Here is a 17,950-nt window from a genome sequence, read left to right as displayed (position 1 = left end):
GTGCCGAGCCGTTCGGGACCTGGAGAAGCGGGGGATAACCGGGAAACGGTGTGGCCGATGGTAGCGGGAATGCCGGCGGCAAACCTTAAGCGTTCTTCAGAATCGGTCGACATTCGACGCGGCGCGATTACGTTCCGTTGCACGAACTCGCGGCCACGCTCGTACAATCGCACACGCCTGCATACGGATCGACCATGCGACTCCTCCTTGTTGAAGACGACGACCTGATCGGCAGCGGCCTCGAGATCAGCCTCGGCCAGGCCGGCTACCAAGTCGACTGGCTGCGCGACGGCCACGCGGCCGCCGCGGCACTCGCGACGACGCGCTTCGCGCTCGTCGTGCTCGATCTCGGGCTGCCCGGGAAATCCGGATCGGAACTGCTGCGCGCGTTGCGCGACGGGGGCAATACGACGCCGGTGCTCGTCCTGACCGCGCGCGGCACCGTGGCCGACCGCGTCCGCGGCCTCGACGACGGCGCCGACGACTATCTCGCGAAGCCGTTCGAGCTGAGCGAAGTGCTCGCCCGTTGCCGTGCACTCGTGCGCCGTTCGCAGGGCCGCGCCGGCGACGAGATCGTCTGGCGCGACATCACGATCGATCTGGCCGCCCATACGGTCACCCGCAATGCGTCGCGCATCGCGCTGACGTCGCGCGAATGGAGCATCCTGGTGCAACTCGTCAGTCACGCGGGCACGCCCCAGTCACGCTCGCGTCTCGAGGACGGCCTGTACGGCTGGCAGGAAGGCATCGAAAGCAATGCGATCGAGGTCCATATCTCGAACCTGCGCAAGAAGCTCGGCGCGGAGCTGATCCGAACCGTGCGCGGCATCGGCTACGTCGTCGACAAGCCATGATCTCGCGCTCGATACGGCGCCGCGTCTCGCTGATGGCGCTCGGCTGCGTGACCGTGGTGTGGCTCGTCGCCGTATTCAGCAGCTTCCGGCACGCGACGCGCGAAATCGGCGAATGGGAAGATGCGCGTCTCGTCGAATACGCGTCGCTGCTGGTCAACCTGTCGCCGGCCGATCTCGATCGTCTTGCCCGCATCCCGCCCGACGCGCGCGTAGAACTCGCTCGCGGCGCATCGAGACACGACGCCGACACCGACGGCGATCGCCTGCCGCGCGACGTGCTGTTCGAAGTGCGCGATGCGCAGGGCAAGGTCGTTGCATCGAGCCTGCTGGCGAGCGCTGCCGGGTCGACGGATACACACAATGCACACGACGGGCACGACGGGCACGACGGGCACGACGCGCCGGTGACGATCGTCGTCCACGACGCACCGTGGCGCACGTATGCGCTACACGACGACGCGTCGGGCCGATGGGTGCGCGTGATCGAGCCGACCAATACGCGCAGCGACCTGGCGACCGGGATCGCGCGCGGCATCGTGCTGCCGCTGGTCGTCGCGCTGCCTGTGCTCGCGCTCCTGCTGTGGTACATGATCGGGCGCAGCCTCGCCCCGCTGAAAACGCTGTCGACACTGATCGGCGCGCGCGATGCGCGATCGCTGGAACCGCTCGGCGTCGTCACCGTGCCGGACGAAGTGCGCACGCTGGTCGACGCGATCGACCGCTTGCTGGGCCGCCTGCGGCAATCGATCGTGCGCGAGCGCGCGTTCACGTCGGATGCGGCGCACGAACTCAAGACACCGCTGGCCGCGATCAAGGTGCAGGCCCAGGTGGCGCTCGCGACCGACGATCCGGCGCGCCAGCAGCTCGCGATGCAGCGCGTCGTGCAAGGCGTCGACCGCAGCGCGCGACTTGCCGAGCAGTTGCTGCTGCTCGCGCGGCTCGACGAATACGAACGCATTCCGGCGCGCGCCGTGGACCTCCGCGAACTCGTCGACGCCGCCATCGACCGCCACGCCGCGAAAGCGTCGGACCATGCCATCGACATCGGGGCGACCGGCGCATCGGTGCGCGCGGTGCCGGCAGATCCGATCCTGATCGGCATCCTGCTCGACAACCTGATCGACAACGCGATCAAGTACGGACATCGGGGCGGACACATCGCGCTGGGCGTGCACGACGACGGCGCCGTGCAGCGCATCGTCGTGCGCGACGACGGGCCGGGCGTCGCGCACGGCGAACATGAACGGCTCGGCGACCGCTTTTATCGAGGCAGCGGCGCGCAGGCGCCGGGCAGCGGACTCGGGTTGTCGATCGTCACGCGCATTGCCCAGTACTTCGGGGGCACCGTGCGATTCGGAACGGGCATCGACGGCCAGGGCCTCGGCATCGTGATCGCGCTGCCATCAGCAGACGAAGCCGGATCGGAGCCGGGCAGCGAGCGCGCAGACCGTTCGCACGCGACGCCTCGCGCTTAACGTTTCGTTAAGGATTCCCCCGTAGAATCCGCCCCATCGATACCCTCCGCCATCCGTCAGGAGCTTTCATGTCCGGACCTGCCCGATACGACGCCGTTGCGCGCCTTCTCCACTGGCTGATCGTGACGTTGATCGTCGCGCAGTATGCGATCGGCTGGACGATGCCCGACGTGCATCGCGACACGCAACCGGTCGGCCTGATCGCCGCACACCTGATCGTTGGCGCCGCGCTGCTCGCGGCGATGGCATGCCGGGTGCTCTGGCGCGTGACGCACAGGCCGCCCCCCGACGACCTGTCGCCCGTGATGCGCACGCTGTCCGGTGCGACGCACGTCGCCCTCTACGCGTTGCTGGTCGCGGTGCCGCTGCTCGGCTGGATCAACGCATCGTCGCGTGCATGGAGCGTGACGCTGCTCGGGATCGTGCCGTTGCCGGCGCTGTCGGCGGCCGGCTCCGGATTCGGTCATGCGATGGGCGACGTGCACGGCATCCTCGCATGGGTGCTGTTCGGCGGCATCTGCCTGCACGTGGCGGCCGCACTCGCGCATCGCTTCGTGCTGCGCGACGGCGTGATGCAGCGCATGATGCCGTGGTGATCCCCGCGCCGCGGGCATGAAACGGGACGAGCCCGCCCTCGTGCGGGCGCCTAGTTTCCGGCCTGCAGCGGTGTACCCGCGGTGACGGCACGCACGCCGGACGCCGCCGGCCTCGCCTGCTCCTGCGCCACAACCCGCGCCTGCGCAGCCTGAATGTCCGCGGGATATTCGCCGTCGTCGCCCTTCGACGGCTCGTACCCGGCCGCTTCCAGACGAATCAGTTCTTCTCGAACCTGTGCGCGCGTCAGCGGCTCAGACGACTGCGCGAACCCAGACTGACCGGCCATTGCACCGATCATCATCAGTAGTGCGATATATGTTTTCATCACGAACTCCATCCATGTTCCGTAGCGATCAACCGCGTGAATGTCGAACCCGGCGACGCGAGCGAATGCGTCAGCTTCCGAAATAAGGCCTGCAGAAGCTCTCCGGGCCGACGCACGCAACCGGGCCGGGACGCGATGGCGCCACCGCCGGCCTGCCCGCCTCGGAAGTCGCTGCCGGCTCGCTTCCGAGCGCGGCCTCGGTCCGATACCACGGCATCCGTTCGACCTGCCGCCGGAACAGCGGGCTCACGTCCGGATACGACGTATCGGTCACGAGGCTCATCCCGTGTCGTTCGGCGTCGATCAGTTCCTGCCTGACCTGCGCGCGCGTCAGCGCCTGGGCCGACGCCTGCGTCGCGACACCCGCGAAAGCCATTGCCGCCACCGTGGCGGCCTTCATCCAGTACCCGTTCATGGTCTACTCCTCCGAGATCAACGAGACGACGTGCTACATCCCGTATGACGACGCCCGACGCGTGTTTATTCCCGGGTGTGCCGCGGCGGCGAAGGCGATACCTCCCCGCCTTCCGGATCATCGGCGCCGGCCGTTCACCCTGCTGTCATTCGTTCGTTAGCCGGCGTAACCTGACGTAACGCAGCCCCCACCGCGCGTGGGGCAGACTGACGACATCCCGTGGATCGCCCTTCGATCATGTCCGTCGCTTACGACTATGCAGCCGGCTGGCTTCGCACGCTTTACGACCGTCATATCGACGGCGGCGCGGTGCTCGACACGGCCGTGTTCCCCGATGCCGAACGTTTCGTCCGTGCGTGGCCCGACATTCAGGCAGAGGCACTCGCCGTCGCGCGCGACATGCCGCGCATCCCGCGCTTTCACGAGATCATGCGCGAGCAGTACGACATCTCGGCCAACGATACGCGCGACTGGCGGATGTTCATCATGCAGGCGTATGGCCAGCCGTTCCCGCGCAACCTGTCGCGCTGCCCGACCATCGCATCGATCGTCACGGCGTCGCCGGATGTGCTGTCCGCATCGCTGTCGTTCCTCGCGCCGGGCAAGCACATCCCGCCGCATCGCGGGCCGTTCCGCGGCATCCTGCGCGGCTATCTGGTGCTGTCGATGCCGAAGCGCGCGGACGGCTCGCCCGCTGCGGTGCTGAAGGTCGACGGCAGCGAATACCGGCTCGACGAAGGCCGCTTCCTGTTGTGGGACGACACGTTCATGCACGAGGTGTGGAACGACAGCGACGAAGTGCGGATCGTGCTGCTGCTCGATATCCGCCGGCGCGGCATGCCGCGCTTGCTGACGTGGCTGTCGAATGCGGTGATCGGCATCGTGCGGCTCGGCATCCGTTTGCGGGGACGGTCGATCCCGGTTTAGCAAACCGTCCGGCGCATGCCAGCCATTGCGCGACGCAGCAACATCGCTGCGTCGCCGCCCCGAACGATCGCCTAAACTATAGAACCGATATCCCGCCCATTTCCGCACGGGTTCTGCCAGCCACTGTCATGGCACATCTCTTCTTCGCGGCGTCGATCCAGCGGCACATCGACGTGTCCGAACGCGACATCGACGCACGGACGCTCGGCGAAGCGCTTGAAACCGTCTTCGGCGCACAGCCGCGGCTACGCGGCTACATCGTCGACGACCAGGGCGCGCTGAGAAAGCACCTGTCGGTGTTCATCGACGGCCAGCCGGTGCGCGACCGGCAGCATCTGTCCGATGCGCTCGGCGACGCCAGCCGCGTCTACGTCGTGCAAGCGTTGTCCGGAGGATAAAGGGTCCCATCCTCACCGAAGCCGGCGTCCGACCGCGCCCACCGGAGACACCCGACATGAACGATCGACTGCTCGTCGCGACCCGCAAGGGCCTGTTCGTGCTGCAAGCCGACAGCAACGGCGGCTGGTCGCTCGGCGAACCGCACTTCATCGGCGACCCGGTCAGCATGGCGCTCGCCGACCCGCGCGACGGCACGCTGTATGCGGCGCTCGATCTCGGCCATTTCGGCGTCAAGTTGCATCGCCACCGCGCCGGCGCGGCCGAATGGGAAGAATGCGCGGTTCCCGTGTATCCGTTGCAGCCCGCCGACGCACCGCGCGCCGATCTAGGCGCACACGCAGCCGCCGGCGACGCGGACGGCGCAGCGCCCGCCCCGCCGCGCCCGCCCTGGACGCTTCGGCAGATCTGGTCGCTCGAAACCGGCGGCGTCGACGAGCCGGGCGTATTGTGGGCCGGCACGATACCCGGCGGACTGTTCCGCTCCGACGACGGCGGCGATTCGTGGGTGCTCAACCGCGCACTGTGGGATCGCCCGGAGCGCCCCGAGTGGTTCGGCGGCGGCTACGACGCGCCCGGCATCCATTCGGTGATGGTCGATCCGCGCGACAGCCGGCACGTGACGATCGGCATCTCGTGCGGCGGCGTCTGGCAGACCTTTGACGGCGGCGCGACCTGGCGCGTCAGCGCCGACGGCATGGAAGCCGACTACATGCCGCCCGAGCGGCGCGGCGAGCCCAACGTGCAGGACCCGCACCGCGTCGTCCAGTGCGCGGCCAATCCCGACGTGCTGTGGACCCAGCATCATTGCGCGATCTTCCGCTCGACCGACGGCGCGGTTCGCTGGCAGCGCATCGAAGCACAGCCGTCGAGCTTCGGCTTCGCGGTCGCCGTGCACCCAGCGGATCCCGACACCGCGTGGTTCGTACCGGCCGTGAAGGATGCATGCCGGATTCCGGTGAACGGCCGGTTCGTCGTCACGCGCACGCGCGACGGCGGCCGCAGCTTCGAGAGCCTGTCGAACGGGTTGCCGCCGGTGCCGGCCTACGACCTCGTGTATCGGCACGGGCTCGCCGTGGATGATTCCGGCACGCGCCTCGCGATAGCGTCGACGACGGGCGGGTTATGGACCTCCGCCGACGGCGGCGGGAACTGGCGGCAGGTATCGGCGCATTTGCCGCCGGTGTATTGCGTGCGCTTCGGGTAACGAAGTTCCAGTGGGCGTTCGCTCGCGTGTTCGATGTGCCGGCGGCGAGGAAGGAGGCCTGAGTGACGCGGTCGTCATTGAAATGACGCCGCCGGGATACGCCCCGCCTCACGTCACGACGTGCATTACTTATCGACGCAACAGTTGTCGGGGCAGCCAGGGAGCAATGTTATCTCGGCGCGCTTTGCATTTTCATCGTCCTGAATGCTCATGCGTTCATAAACATAACCATGAACAGCGTAGCGCTCCCGTTTCAGCCCGAAACGCACCAACAACCGCCGGGCGGACTCGGCACGCCGGGCAGACAGTTCTCCTGGATAGACTTCCGCAGACTCGGCCACGCCGCTCACGGCTACACCTTCGCGAATCGGAAACTGCGACAACATTTTCGATACCCAGACTCTCAGCCTCTTCGCTTGCGCGTCGCTCACCGTCGCAGAATTCCGCTCAAACATAAGATCAAAATTTTCCCCGGCAAATTCTCGGGCCCATCGCAAGCATACGAATTTACGGATCCAAACAACAAGAATGCACCGCTAATCAAGCCAGATAACATATGCCGAAATACTGTCCGCATTTTTAATGGCTATCTCAGGATTATTTTGCCCCCATTCGGGAAGAAATCGCTTGATTCCATACTTTGGATCGCCCGCCCCGAACGTATCCTTGAAGTGAGTACATTCGTGGATAATTGTTGACAACTTCGAAGTTGCCGCCCGACTTCGATCGCGAATGGTACAAAATTCTTCGTGAATGCTTATTGTATGCGTTTCAGTGTCAGGGCCACATACATGCGCAACGGTTCCAACATTCTTGTTAGTAGGCAAGCACCCAAGTGCTCTATCCAGATCGGGACGAGCCCTTAGGAAATTCCCCGGGCCGAGTGACCGCATGGCAGAAAGGGTCGACGTCAGTCCAGTGGCGAGGCGATGACGAATCTCGTGGTTATTTGCGCCAAACCACGTCCAGACTCGTCTACGTTCCTCGGGTGCCCACTCGGCCAGTCTTTTGAGCCGCTCCTTGACCAGATCGGCCCCTTCATCGCGAAGTTGCATCATCAGTTTTCTGAATTCTGCATCAGTCATGGTCGGACAGATTGGTGGCCCGTTGAACGTAAGGGAAACTTTAAGCTTGGAACCCGGCACGGTGTTCGTCACGGCAGAATCGTGGACGCAAACGTATTCGTTACACGGCATCGCTGCTCTCCTCCACGACCTCGAGCCTGATTTTCTCCGCGTGACGCGTTGTTACACGCTGGGTGTTTCCCTCGAAATCAGTGACGCCACTAAAGACATGACCTGATGTTGTGCATATCCGGTACCGAACACGTGCAAGCGGCCGACCGCTCCGCTCATCGCACAAGACATACTGCTCATCGCTGGCTGCCGATGCAGAATCCGTGTGATTTCGGATCCGCCCAGTCAACGCCGCTGCTTGCTCAGCCGTAAATAACATCCTCATGCCGCGCTCGGCATAGAACACCGGCGGCGGATTGCAACCACAGACGTTAATGTCGCCGCTCAACGCCCAAGGTTTTCCGTTCGGCCCGAATCCAGGCCACCGCGGCCCTTTGGGGCAATAAATCCCTTCTGCCCGCAAGCCGTGCAGTAGGTTTTCATATCGAGTGCGCGATATGCACGCGCGGCGGTGGATTGGAGCCGGTAACGGTCGGCAGCCCTTCCGTAATTGTCGCGCTGCCGCCCCGATCACCTTGGGCAAGAAAATAGCGGATCATGCGCCGCCACCCCGCTCGCTGCCTGAGACGGCAAGCCTCAGGACCATCAGTTCTCTATTGGTAGCGTCCCCGTGCCCGCCGCGATCGGCATGCGAGTCGACAACGGAAAACAAATACGTGGGAAATTTCTGCTTATGCGGCATCCTGATCCCCGTTCATGAAATTGGCGTGATTGGCCAACACAAAGATGCTCGCTCTCGAAAGGGTTTTCAATCATACGAGTTTGAAATTCGTATAACTAATTTTTCTTATATTTCCATCATTGAACTTCCGAATCGCTCGACCAGGATGCTGAACAAGCATGCAAAAAGCCCCCGAACCCAGATAACAACTCTGTCGTTCGGGGGCGCATGACCACCGTCAAACCTTAGGCCCAAGCGAAAAAAAACCAACCACCTCGCTCAATGCACGCCGAGATACGCCTTCACGGCCGGCAGACCCGGCTTGCCGTCTAACGTCGTCACGCCGGCCAGCCACTTGTCGAGCGATTGCGGGTTCGCCTTCAGCCATTCGGCGGCCGCCTTGTTCGGGTCTTCCTTGTTCATGATCGGCACCATCACGTGGTTTTCGATCGACGTCGTGAACTGCAGGTTCGACACGAACTTCGCGACGTTCGGGCAGCGCTGCGCGTAGTCGGGCGGCGTGGCCGTCAGCACCTTCGCCTCGCCGTAGTTCGGGCCGAACACGCTGTCGCCGCCGCTCAGGTAGTCGATCTTCATCTGCACGTTCATCGGGTGCGGCTCCCAGCCGAGGAACACGATCCACTGCTTGTCTCGGATCGCGCGATTCACCTCGACCAGCATCCCCGCTTCGCTCGACTCGACCATCTTGAACTTGCCGAGGCCGAACTGGTTGCCGTCGATCATCTTCTTGATCAGCAGGTTGCCGTCGTTGCCCGGCTCGATCCCGTAGATCTTGCCGTTCAGCTTGTCCGCGTACTTCTGGATGTCGGCGAACGACTTCAGGCCGCCCTGGTACACATAGTCGGGCACGGCCAGCGTGTATTTCGCGCCGGTCAGGTTGGGCGTCGCGAGCACCTTGATCGTGCCGGCCTTCGTGAACGGCTGGATGATCGGGTCCATCGTCGGCGACCAATAGCCGAGGAACACGTCGATCTGCTTGCTCTTGATGCCGGCGAACGTGATCGGTACCGATGCGATCGTCTTGGTCGGCGAGTAGCCGAGGCCCTGCAGCATCGTCGCTGCGAGGCCGGTGGTGGCCGCGATGTCGGTCCAGCCCACGTCCGCGAAGCGCACGTTCTTGCACACGGGCGGGTCGGCCGCATAAACGGCCGACATCGGCGCGGCGATCCCGATCCCGCATACCGCTGCGATCAATAGGCGCTTCATTTGTCTTCTCCTCAAGGTGACGTCGTTTGCTTGGATGCGGGATCGTTGATTGAAGCCGCGCGCCGCGATCCCGGCGGCGTCGCGGACCGAACAGGGTTCGCGCAAAGTCTCAGCGCCCCGGCAATCGGCGCTCGTAGCTCGGCGCGTGGCCGAACTGCGCGCGGTATGCCTTGCTGAAGTGACACGGCGAATGGAATCCGCAGGTCGTCGTCACGCGTGCGATCGACGCGTCGGTCGTGCGCAGCAGATCGCGCGCGCGTTTCAGACGCAGCGTCAGGTAATAGTGGGTCGGCGACACGTTCAGGTACACCTTGAACATCCGCTGCAAGTGCCGCTGCGACAGGCGCACGAGCCGCGCGAGCTCCTCGAGCGACAACGGCTCCTCGATGTTCGCTTCCATCAGCCGCACGACCTCGATCAGCTCCGCGCGCGAGAAGCCCACGCGCGCATCCACCGGAATCGGCTGCGTGTCGGTCGAGCTGCGGATGCGTTCGAGAATGAACTGCTCGGACACCTGCGCGGCGAGCTGCTGGCCGAAGCGCATTCCGACGAGGTTCAGCATCAGGTCGAGCGGCGCGGTGCCGCCGGTGCAGGTCAGCCGGTCGCGGTCCACCACGAACAGTTCGTCCGCAAACCCGACGTTCGGAAACTCGGCGTGCAGCGACGACAGGTTCTCCCAGTGCACGGTGCAGCGATAGCCGTCGAGCAGCCCGCCCGACATCAGCGCATACGCGCCCGTGCAGATGCCGCCGAGCGGCAGCCCGCGTTCGGCGAGCGCCGCGAGCGTGTCGCGCGCGCCGTCGTCGACCACGTCGCGGATGCGAATGCCGCCGCACACGATCATCACGTCGGGCAGGCTCGTGTAGTCGAGCGCCTGGGTCGGCCGCACCGCGATGCCGTTGCTGGCATGCACGGGAGCGCCGTCGAGCGAGTAGATCGACCACCGGTAATGGTCGGCGCGTCCGACGTAGTTCGCCATCCGAAGCACTTCGACGGCGCTCGAAAACGCGATCATCGAGAAATTCGGCAGCGTCAGGAAGCCGAAATGGGCGAGGGACGAAACCGGTGAAACGCAGGCGGCGGGCGCAACGGCAGCGGCGGACGTCACATCGGGCTCCTGGCGAACGGGTTGAGCAGGTTGCAGGCGGTCAGCCCCGCGACGGATGCCGCGGAGGCCGGTATCGAGTCAGGGAAGGCGGCCGGAGGACTTGCCGGCCGCCAGCGCGTCACGCTTGCACGGGCGTTGCCTTGCCGCGGAACAGTTGCTTCAGGCCCGAGAACAGCGGTGCTTTCACGGTGCCCGGCGCACGGCCGAAGCTTTCGGTAATGCGGTCGAGAATGATCGCGAGCAGCACGACCGACAGACCGCTTTCGAAGCCGAGGCCGATGTCGAGACGCTGGATACTGGCGAGCACGTCGTTGCCGAGGCCGCCCGCACCGACCATCGACGCGATGATCACCATCGACAGCGCCATCATGATCGTCTGGTTCACGCCTTGCATGATCGACGGGAGCGCGTTCGGGAACTGCACCTTGTACAGCAGTTGCCACGGCGTGCAGCCGAATGCCTGGCCGGCTTCGACGATCTCGCGGTTCACGTGACGGATGCCGAGGCTCGTCAGACGCACGGCCGGCGGCATTGCGAAGATCACCGTCGACAGGATCCCCGGCACGCGGCCCAGACCGAACAGCATTGCGGCCGGAATCAGGTAGACGAATGCGGGCATCGTCTGCATCAGGTCGAGGATCGGACGCACGATCGCGGCGACCCACTTGCTCTTCGCGGCCCAGATGCCGAGCGGAATGCCGAGCACGAGGCTGATGATCGTCGACGACAGCGTGAGGCCGAGCGTGATGACGGTCTGATCCCAGAAGCCCGTCGCGAAGATCAGCAGCAGCGACAGCGTCGTGAACAGCGCAAAGCGCCAACCCACGCGCCACAGACCAACACCGATGAAGATCGCCATCATCAGCCACATCGGGATCGCCTGCAGGCTGTGTTCGACGAAGGCGGCGAGACCCTCGATCGCGCGACCGATCGCATCGAACGTCGCCGCATCGTGGTCGAGCAGGTAGTGAACGGACTGGTCGACCCAGGTACCGAGCGGAATCATTTCAGACATGGGAACCTCGCGAACGCGTGATGGCCTTCAGGATGAGTGCACGGTCGACCGAGCCGCAGTAGCAGCCGTCGTCGTCGACGACCGGCAGTGCATTCGGGCTCGCGACCACGCGCGCGACGACGTGTTCGAGCGACGCATCGTGCCGGATGCTTTCGATCGGGCGCACGGACGGCGCCTCCTGGCCGATCGCATCGCGCGTGACGAAGCCGCGCAGCTTGCGTGCCGCATCGAGCACGAACGCGTATTCGGCGCTGCCGTTCAGCGTCGCTGCGACATTTGCGGCATCGCACTTCGACACGATCGGCACGGCGCCCGTCTGCATCAGGTCGCCGGCCGTGAGATAGCGGCTGGTGTCGACGCCGTCGAAGAACGCGCGCACGTAGTCGTCGGCCGGGTTCGTGATGATGTCCTGCGGCGTGCCGACCTGCACGAGCCGGCCGCCTTCCATGATCGCGATGCGGTTGCCGATGCGCAGCGCCTCTTCCAGATCGTGCGACACGAACATGATCGTGCGGCGCTGTTCCTTCTGCAGTTGCAGCAGCACGTCCTGCATTTCGCGGCGCTTGAGCGGATCGAGCGCGGAAAACGCCTCGTCCATGATCATCAGCGACGGGTTCACGGCCAGCGCGCGGGCGAGGCCGACGCGCTGCTGCATCCCGCCCGACAGCTCGGACGGCAGCTTCTGCGAGAACGGGGCGAGACCGACCTGCTCGAGCACCTCCATCGCACGGCGCTCGCGTTCCTTCTTGCCGACGCCCGCGACCTCGAGGCCGAACGCGGCATTCGACACCACGGTGCGATGCGGCATCAGCGCGAACGACTGGAACACCATGCTCATGTCCTTGCGGCGCAGCGCGGTCAGCGCCGAGCGGCGTGCCGACGCGACGTCGAGCCCGTCGATCATCACCTTGCCGGCGCTGGGATCGACCAGCCGGTTCACGAGGCGGATCAGAGTGGACTTGCCGGAGCCAGACAGGCCCATCAGCACGAATATTTCGCCTTCCTGCACGTCGAACGATACGTTGTGCACGCCGACGACCTGACCGGTACGCTTGAGCACTTCGTCCTTCGTCGAGCCGGCGGCGAGCATGTCGAGCGCCTGCTGCGGGTTACTTCCAAACACCTTGCACAGACCTTCGACCACGACCTTGGGGGCATCCATCGAAACCTTCTCCTCGTGTAGCGGGGACTCACGCGTGTCACATAGCGTGCCTACATAGTTGCCAGAAAAAACCCCGACCTGCCGACGAATTACGACAAACGCTTGCGCAAATACGACACGGCCGGCAGCCGCACCTGGCGGACCGCGGCACGCGACCGCATCCGATTGCGGCAATGCAATACGCGCAGGGCCGGCAACGACGGGCATCGCGCGCGAGACTTGTGCGCAGCAGCGTGACGCGCGACCGATGACGTTTTGCGTCAAGGCGCATCGGCCGCAGGTCGCTTTGCGACAATTTCACGTCCGATCGGACCGAATCGCGGTCGCATGCGGACAAAAAGCATGACCGTACGTAAAACCGCGCGTCGCAACGGCCAGACAGCCACGTCTGGAGGCCTGTCCGCAACCCAGAAAATCCCGCATGGCCGCTGTGATACATTGCCGGCAACCACACTGTTCGCGACGTCGCGGCGCCTTGCACGCACCGCACCGCGCCGGAGTGCGCGCATGCCGGTTCGCCTGCCGGCCATGCCGAAACAGCCTCGATCGGGGCGCACCGCGATCGAAGCACGATAACGAAATGAAAGAGGGAGCAAGGCGATGAATTGGGCCTTTGCCGCAATCGGCTTCATCGTGGGCGGTATCGCCGCATTGTTCGGGGATTTCTCCGCCGCCAACGGCGCGCTGCTCGGCGCGGCGGTTGGGTTCTGTCTCGGCCACGCGCTGCTGCAACACAAGCGCAAGAACGGCACCACCGCACGCGACGCATTCGCCATCACGACGGCAGCGACGCCACCACAGCCGCCCGCGACGCTCGCCGATCGCGTCGCTCGTCTCGAGGCGACGGTCGACACGCTCACGCGCGAGCTCGATGTGCTGCGCGGCCAGCTCGCCGGTGCGAAGGCCGGCGCAGCAGCAGCCGGCAGCCCCGCGCAAGCGTCGTCTCCGTCCGCCATCGTCGCGCCATCCGCCGCCGCGATTCCGCCACGACCGTCGACACTGCCTGCCGCCGCGAGCGCGAGTTCGCCGTCGTCGACGTCCATGCCGGCTCCCGCGCCTGCAATCACCACGCCGCGCATGCGCGACGCCGACGCTGCCACTCCCGCACCGATGAATGCGCCCGCAACGATCGAGCGCCCTGCCCCGGCTACCCCGCCCGTCCCGCCGAAGCCGCGCGAACCCGGCATCGCCGAACGCGCGTTCCGTGCCGCGCGCGACTGGCTGCTCGGCGGCAACACGGTCGTGCGCGTCGGGATCATCGTGCTGTTCTTCGGCGTCGCGTTCCTGCTCAAGTACGCGGCCGACAACAACATGCTGCCGATCGAATTCCGCCTGGCCGGCACCGCGCTCGCCGCGGCCGCGCTGCTCGCGATCGGCTGGCGCGTGCGTGCGCGCCGCGCCGCGTACGGTCTCGTGCTGCAGGGTGGCGGCATCGGCATCCTGTATCTGACGATCTTCGCCGCGACCAAGCTCTACCCGTTGCTGCCCGTCGGCGCGGCGTTCCCGCTGATGGTTGCGGTCTGCGCGCTGAGCGCGTTCCTCGCGGTGAAACAGAACGCCTTGCCGCTCGCGTTCATGGGCAGCGCGGGCGGCTTTCTCGCGCCGGTGCTGCTGTCGACCGGCCACGGCAGCCACGTCGCGCTGTTCAGCTACTACGCGCTGCTGAACGCGGGTATCTTCGCGATCGCGTGGTTCAAGGCATGGCGCCCGCTGAACCTGCTCGGCTTCGTGTTCACGTTCACGATCGGCTCCGCGTGGGGCGTGACGGCCTACCGCCCCGCGCTGTTCGCGAGCACCGAGCCGTTCCTGATCCTGTTCTTCCTGATGTATGTCGGCATCGCGCTGCTCTATGCCGTCAAACGCGAGCTCGCGTTGCGTCACTATGTGGACGGCACCCTCGTGTTCGGCACGCCGATCGTCGCGACCGCACTGCAGGCGTCGCTCGTGAAGGACATGCCGTTCGGGCTCGCGTGGAGCGCCGTCGCGCTGTCGGCGTTCTACGTTGCCGTCGCCGCATGGCTCGCGCGGCGCCGCGATCGCCTCGCGCTGCTGTTCGAGGCGATGCTCGCGCTCGCGGTAATCTTCGCGACGCTGGCGGTGCCGCTCGCATTCTCGGGCCCGACGACGAGCGCCGCATGGGCGATCGAAGGCGCGGCCATCGTATGGGTCGGTGTGCGCGAGAAGCGCCTCGCGCCGTTCGGCTTCGGGCTGCTGATGCAGGTGGCCGCGGCCGGCGCGTTCTTCACGAGCGTGCTCGGTCCGGTCGACGCAAACGCATTGCCGGTGCTCAACAGCCCGTATATCGCGATGCTGCTGATCGCGCTCGCCGGGCTGTTCACGGGCTGGTGGCTGCACGGGCGCGACGAAGCGCGCGCGTGGCACGCATGGATGCCAGAGGTCGGCGCAGCCGCCGCGGCCTGGGGACTGCTGTGGTGGTTGAGCGGCGGGCTGCACGAGATCCTCGTCTACGCAAGCCGTCATGTCGACCTGCATCCGGACCGCTTCGTCGTCGACACGACCGCGCTGTTCGCGGCCGGCACCGCCTGGCTCGCACACGTCGCGCGCCGCAAGCTCGCGTGGCCGATCGCCGAATGGCCGGCGCTTGCGCTGACGCCGGTACTGGCGCTGCTCGCGCTGCGCGCGTTCGACGCGCACGAAGCGCCGCTGTCGGGCATGGGCGCGTTCGCGTGGCCGATCGCCGTCGTCGCATGCCATGCACTGCTGTGGCGCCAGTCGCGCAACACCGCGGCCGCCGGCACGTCGGGCGCGACATCGACCGGCGCGACGGCCATCCCCGCCGGCGTGATCGCGCCGCTGCACACGCTGACGTTCTGGACGCTGTGCGGGCTGTTCTCGCTCGAAGGCTTCTGGCGGCTGCGCGCGTTCGTTCCCGAAGGCGCGTGGAGCTGGAGCGCATGGGCATACGGCTTCGGCGCGCTGCTCCTGCTGGTGTCCGGCCCCGGCACGCGCCTGCGCTGGCCGATTGCCGCATTCCCGCGCGCCTATCAGGTATGGGGCGCCGCGCCGCTCGCCGCGCTGCTGTGGCTGTGGAGCATCGCCAGTGTGACGAGCGACGGCGACGCGTCGCCGCTGTTCTGGCTGCCGCTGCTCAATCCGCTCGACGTCGCGCAACTTCTGATCTTCGTCGGGTTCGCGACGTGGCTGCGCCGCCTGAAGACGCTCGGCGTCACGTGGCATCCGCTCGCGATCGACCTTGCCGCGCTCGCAACCGTGTTCCTGTGGTTCAACGCGCTGCTGCTGCGCACGCTGCATCAGCGGTTCCACTTCGGCTACGACATCGACACCGTGCTGTCGTCGTTCGGCATCCAGCAGGTGTTCATGGTCGGCTGGAGCCTGTTCGCGTTCGCCGGCATGTGGCTCGTGCGCCGCGACGGCATCGCGCGCGTGTGCGCGCTCGCGGCGCTGCCGCTGATCGTCGTGATGTGGGCCTGGACCTTCTACGCGAACTTCACGCAGGACGGCGGCAACTGGGCGCGCATCCCGCTGCTCAATCCGCTCGATCTCGTGCTCGTGGTCGTCTATGCGCTCGCCGGGTCGTGGTTCGTGCGTGCGCGCAAGCTCGGCTGGTCGTTCGACAACTATCGCGTCGGGCTGCTCGGCGCGGCCGGCGCGACGGCGTTCCTGTGGCTGAACGCGATCCTGCTGCGCACGCTGCATCACTGGACCGGCGTGCCATACGCGCTGGATGCGATGGCGGAATCGACGCTCGTGCAGGCGTCGGTGTCCGTGTACTGGACGGTCTGCGCGCTCGCGACGATGATCTGGGCGACGCGTCGCGGGTTGCGTGCGCTATGGTTCGTCGGCGCCGCGCTGCTTGCGCTCACGGTGATCAAGCTGTTCCTGTTCGACCTGTCGCACGTCACCGGCATCGAGCGCATCGTGTCGTTCATCGGCATCGGCGTGCTGCTGTTGCTGATCGGTTATTTCTCGCCGCTGCCGCCGAAGGCCGCGCTCCAACGCAACGATCAACAATCATGAAACGACTCGCAGCCCTGCTCGGCCTGAGCCTGCTGACGTCGTTCGCGGCGGCCGACGCCACGTCGGGCGCCGAACGCGTCGTGCATCGCTTCTCGCTCGATCTCGACGGCAGCGCCGCGTATTACCAGCTCACCGTGCCGCAGGCCGTCTATGCGGGCAGCCGGCGCGACGATCTCGGCGACGTGCGCATCTTCAACAGCGCGGGCGAGCCCGTGCCGTATTCACTCGATGCGCCCGTCATGGCCGCGGCGGCGCCGTCGCGCACGCCGGTGCACTGGTTCCCGCTGCCGCCGGCCCGTAACGACGACAGCCGCGCGCCGCTCGGCGTGTCCGTCGGCCCGGACGGCTCGCTGCGCGCGGCCGCCACCGCGCCGGCACGCGCCAGGCATGCGTCGGATCTCGTCGACCTGTCGCATGCGGACGGCGAAATCGACGCGCTGTTCGTGCATGTGAACGACGACAGCTACCAGGGGCGCGTTGCCGTCGCCGCGAGCGACGACCTGCGCAGCTGGCGCTCGCTCGGCAGCACGCAACTGCTGAAGGTCGGGCGTGGCGGTGACATGCTGGTGCAGGAACGCATCGCGCTCGAAGGCGCGGGGCCGCGCTACCTGCGGCTCGACTGGCTCGACGGCGCACCCGCGATCGGGTCGGTCGACGTCGAGACGCATCCGCGCGATGCACGCTCGACGGATGCGTCGACCGTGCCGCGCCAATGGCGCGATGCCACGCACGTGCGCGCCGGCAGCGTGCCCGGCGAATACCTGTTCGAGACCGACGGCGCATACCCGGTCGACCGCGTCCGGATCGACCTGCCGCAACCGAATACCGTTGCGCGTGCAACACTGCAGAGCCGCCCCGACGCGCAAGCGCCGTGGCGCGACGTTGCCGACGCCGTGCTGTTCCGGTTGCAGGGCAAGGGCGGCGAACAACGCAATCCGCCGCTCGAATTCCCGTCGGATACGGACCGCGCATGGCGGATCGTCGTCGACACGCGCAACGGCGGACTCGGCGGCGGCCAGCCGGCCGTCTCGGTCGGCTGGCATCCGGCCGCGCTGACCTTCGTTGCGCGCGGCACGCCGCCGTTTACGCTCGGCGTCGGCAACGCGGCGCTGCTGTCGTCAGCCGTGAGCCGCGATGCGCTGCTGGTCGGCATGGCGCCGGAAGTCCGGCCCGCACGCGTGGGCGCGGCATTGCCGGTATCGGAAGCACCGCCGGAATCAGCCGTCGCCGATACGGACGCGACACGCCGTTACGTGCTGTGGGGCGCGCTGGTCGTCGCGGTCGGCATGCTGGGAACGATTGCGTGGCGCCTCGCACGGGGCGGCGGCAACGCCGACGGCGGCGGTACATAAAATCGCGACAAGTGATACCGCGCGTTCGCCGAGC

General features: G+C 66.3%; 15 protein-coding genes and 1 pseudogene. 8 read left to right on the top strand and 8 right to left on the bottom strand.

From position 1 onward, the window contains the following. The first annotated feature begins 194 nt into the window (after window positions 1-194). The 3 genes from J7024_RS26480 (at window position 195) to J7024_RS26470 (ending at window position 2,925) form a co-directional block, all read left to right on the top strand. Complete coding sequence (locus tag J7024_RS26480; RefSeq protein WP_175796134.1) at window positions 195-854, top strand: response regulator; 660 nt, start codon at window positions 195-197, stop codon at window positions 852-854. Continuing rightward, window positions 851-2,329: an ATP-binding protein gene (locus J7024_RS26475; RefSeq protein WP_234745602.1), complete on the top strand. Its 1,479-nt coding sequence runs from the start codon at window positions 851-853 to the stop codon at window positions 2,327-2,329. Before J7024_RS26480 ends, J7024_RS26475 begins: the two co-directional genes overlap by 4 nt. Window positions 2,330-2,397: 68 nt before the next feature. After that, window positions 2,398-2,925 carry a cytochrome b gene (locus tag J7024_RS26470; protein ID WP_124826852.1) on the top strand — a complete coding sequence of 176 codons (528 nt, stop codon included), beginning with the start codon at window positions 2,398-2,400 and terminating at the stop codon, window positions 2,923-2,925. A 50-nt stretch (window positions 2,926-2,975) separates the two neighbouring features. Here the strand turns inward: J7024_RS26470 and J7024_RS26465 are convergent, their stop codons facing one another. Both J7024_RS26465 and J7024_RS26460 read right to left on the bottom strand, forming a co-directional pair. Further along, window positions 2,976-3,251 (bottom strand): DUF4148 domain-containing protein, encoded by a 276-nt coding sequence (locus J7024_RS26465; RefSeq protein ID WP_124827035.1) that lies wholly within the window; start codon window positions 3,249-3,251, stop codon window positions 2,976-2,978. A gap of 70 nt (window positions 3,252-3,321) precedes the next feature. Next, window positions 3,322-3,666, bottom strand: coding sequence for a DUF4148 domain-containing protein (locus J7024_RS26460; RefSeq protein WP_124826851.1), 345 nt, complete (start codon window positions 3,664-3,666; stop codon window positions 3,322-3,324). 237 nt (window positions 3,667-3,903) lie between these two features. Here J7024_RS26460 and J7024_RS26455 point away from each other — a divergent pair, with 237 nt between their 5' ends. The 3 genes from J7024_RS26455 (at window position 3,904) to J7024_RS26445 (ending at window position 6,196) form a co-directional block, all read left to right on the top strand. After that, the gene (locus J7024_RS26455; RefSeq protein ID WP_124826850.1) at window positions 3,904-4,593 is read left to right on the top strand and encodes an aspartyl/asparaginyl beta-hydroxylase domain-containing protein; all 690 of its coding nucleotides are present in this window, start codon (window positions 3,904-3,906) and stop codon (window positions 4,591-4,593) included. Window positions 4,594-4,721: 128 nt separating this feature from the next. Beyond that, window positions 4,722-4,991, top strand: a complete 270-nt coding sequence (locus J7024_RS26450) for a MoaD/ThiS family protein (RefSeq protein WP_124826849.1) — start codon at window positions 4,722-4,724, stop codon at window positions 4,989-4,991. A 56-nt stretch (window positions 4,992-5,047) separates the two neighbouring features. Next, entirely contained in the window at window positions 5,048-6,196 is a 1,149-nt protein-coding gene (locus J7024_RS26445) for a WD40/YVTN/BNR-like repeat-containing protein (RefSeq protein WP_124826848.1), read from the top strand. A 125-nt stretch (window positions 6,197-6,321) separates the two neighbouring features. Here the strand turns inward: J7024_RS26445 and J7024_RS26440 are convergent, their stop codons facing one another. The 6 genes and pseudogenes from J7024_RS26440 to J7024_RS26415 all read right to left on the bottom strand — a co-directional run. Next, window positions 6,322-6,651: an OmpA family protein gene (locus tag J7024_RS26440; RefSeq protein WP_261323595.1), complete on the bottom strand. Its 330-nt coding sequence runs from the start codon at window positions 6,649-6,651 to the stop codon at window positions 6,322-6,324. 81 nt (window positions 6,652-6,732) lie between these two features. Further along, on the bottom strand, window positions 6,733-7,353 hold the full coding sequence (locus tag J7024_RS26435; RefSeq protein ID WP_234745601.1) for a M35 family metallo-endopeptidase: 621 nt from the start codon (window positions 7,351-7,353) through the stop codon (window positions 6,733-6,735). Between the two features lie 979 nt (window positions 7,354-8,332). After that, window positions 8,333-9,280: a choline ABC transporter substrate-binding protein gene (locus tag J7024_RS26430; RefSeq protein ID WP_175769951.1), complete on the bottom strand. Its 948-nt coding sequence runs from the start codon at window positions 9,278-9,280 to the stop codon at window positions 8,333-8,335. A gap of 109 nt (window positions 9,281-9,389) precedes the next feature. After that, window positions 9,390-10,388: a GlxA family transcriptional regulator gene (locus J7024_RS26425; RefSeq protein ID WP_124826844.1), complete on the bottom strand. Its 999-nt coding sequence runs from the start codon at window positions 10,386-10,388 to the stop codon at window positions 9,390-9,392. A gap of 118 nt (window positions 10,389-10,506) precedes the next feature. Continuing rightward, complete coding sequence (gene choW / locus J7024_RS26420; protein ID WP_124826843.1) at window positions 10,507-11,403, bottom strand: choline ABC transporter permease subunit; 897 nt, start codon at window positions 11,401-11,403, stop codon at window positions 10,507-10,509. Continuing rightward, window positions 11,396-12,689: pseudogene (locus J7024_RS26415) on the bottom strand (quaternary amine ABC transporter ATP-binding protein); the annotation flags it as partial. The gene choW and the pseudogene J7024_RS26415, both read right to left, overlap by 8 nt. Window positions 12,690-13,165: 476 nt before the next feature. Here J7024_RS26415 and J7024_RS26410 point away from each other — a divergent pair. Further along, window positions 13,166-16,564, top strand: a complete 3,399-nt coding sequence (locus J7024_RS26410; RefSeq protein ID WP_175769950.1) for a DUF2339 domain-containing protein — start codon at window positions 13,166-13,168, stop codon at window positions 16,562-16,564. Then, the gene (locus J7024_RS26405; protein ID WP_175750768.1) at window positions 16,561-17,916 is read left to right on the top strand and encodes a DUF3999 domain-containing protein; all 1,356 of its coding nucleotides are present in this window, start codon (window positions 16,561-16,563) and stop codon (window positions 17,914-17,916) included. The genes J7024_RS26410 and J7024_RS26405 overlap by 4 nt, the downstream gene beginning before the upstream one ends. Window positions 17,917-17,950 lie beyond the last annotated feature (34 nt).

This window comes from Burkholderia sp. WTPI3, assembly GCF_021483755.1.
In the GTDB taxonomy this organism is placed as follows: Bacteria; Pseudomonadota; Gammaproteobacteria; order Burkholderiales; family Burkholderiaceae; genus Burkholderia.
The sequence above is the reverse complement of the archived record's forward strand: the minus strand, read 5'-3'. Positions and strand labels throughout refer to the sequence as shown.

Bases quoted from the DNA above. Each gene is read 5' to 3' on its own strand.
- J7024_RS26465 (WP_124827035.1), bottom strand. From the start codon at position 3,251: ATGAAAACATATATCGCACTACTGATGATGATCGGTGCAATGGCCGGT.
- J7024_RS26475 (WP_234745602.1), top strand. From the start codon at position 851: ATGATCTCGCGCTCGATACGGCGCCGCGTCTCGCTGATGGCGCTCGGC.
- J7024_RS26460 (WP_124826851.1), bottom strand. From the start codon at position 3,666: ATGAACGGGTACTGGATGAAGGCCGCCACGGTGGCGGCAATGGCTTTC.
- J7024_RS26445 (WP_124826848.1), top strand. From the start codon at position 5,048: ATGAACGATCGACTGCTCGTCGCGACCCGCAAGGGCCTGTTCGTGCTG.
- J7024_RS26410 (WP_175769950.1), top strand. From the start codon at position 13,166: ATGAATTGGGCCTTTGCCGCAATCGGCTTCATCGTGGGCGGTATCGCC.
- J7024_RS26405 (WP_175750768.1), top strand. From the start codon at position 16,561: ATGAAACGACTCGCAGCCCTGCTCGGCCTGAGCCTGCTGACGTCGTTC.
- J7024_RS26440 (WP_261323595.1), bottom strand. From the start codon at position 6,651: ATGTTTGAGCGGAATTCTGCGACGGTGAGCGACGCGCAAGCGAAGAGG.
- J7024_RS26430 (WP_175769951.1), bottom strand. From the start codon at position 9,280: ATGAAGCGCCTATTGATCGCAGCGGTATGCGGGATCGGGATCGCCGCG.
- choW (WP_124826843.1), bottom strand. From the start codon at position 11,403: ATGTCTGAAATGATTCCGCTCGGTACCTGGGTCGACCAGTCCGTTCAC.
- J7024_RS26480 (WP_175796134.1), top strand. From the start codon at position 195: ATGCGACTCCTCCTTGTTGAAGACGACGACCTGATCGGCAGCGGCCTC.
- J7024_RS26455 (WP_124826850.1), top strand. From the start codon at position 3,904: ATGTCCGTCGCTTACGACTATGCAGCCGGCTGGCTTCGCACGCTTTAC.
- J7024_RS26470 (WP_124826852.1), top strand. From the start codon at position 2,398: ATGTCCGGACCTGCCCGATACGACGCCGTTGCGCGCCTTCTCCACTGG.
- J7024_RS26450 (WP_124826849.1), top strand. From the start codon at position 4,722: ATGGCACATCTCTTCTTCGCGGCGTCGATCCAGCGGCACATCGACGTG.